A 240-nucleotide genomic window follows, 5' to 3' on the forward strand; every position below is an offset into this window, starting at 1 on the left:
TCCTGTCCCGATTGAGCCGCTTGATAGATACGTTTTTGCAACTTGAAAACCATCCGCTGAACTTTCGCCCAATTGATAATTCTCCATGCATTCTTAGTGACCGTTGGTTTCGGTTTGCCGAATCCTTTGGTTTGACTAGACCTCGCCATTATTGCTATTCAAGTCTCCATCTTACGTCTGAACCGTGACCCGTCTGCATATCTCGAACATTACATCCAAGCATTAGCTTCTGGTCACATC

Annotated in this window: 1 protein-coding gene; it reads right to left on the reverse strand. The window is 45.0% G+C overall.

Going from position 1 to position 240, the window contains the following annotated elements:
* The coding region (locus LKE08_RS10140; protein ID WP_324704101.1) for a reverse transcriptase N-terminal domain-containing protein at positions 1–149 on the reverse strand (149 nt) is incomplete at its 3' end.
* Positions 150–240: the final 91 nt, after the last annotated feature.

The organism is Lyngbya sp. CCY1209 (assembly GCF_035615495.1).
Taxonomy (GTDB): domain Bacteria; phylum Cyanobacteriota; class Cyanobacteriia; order Cyanobacteriales; family Microcoleaceae; genus Limnospira.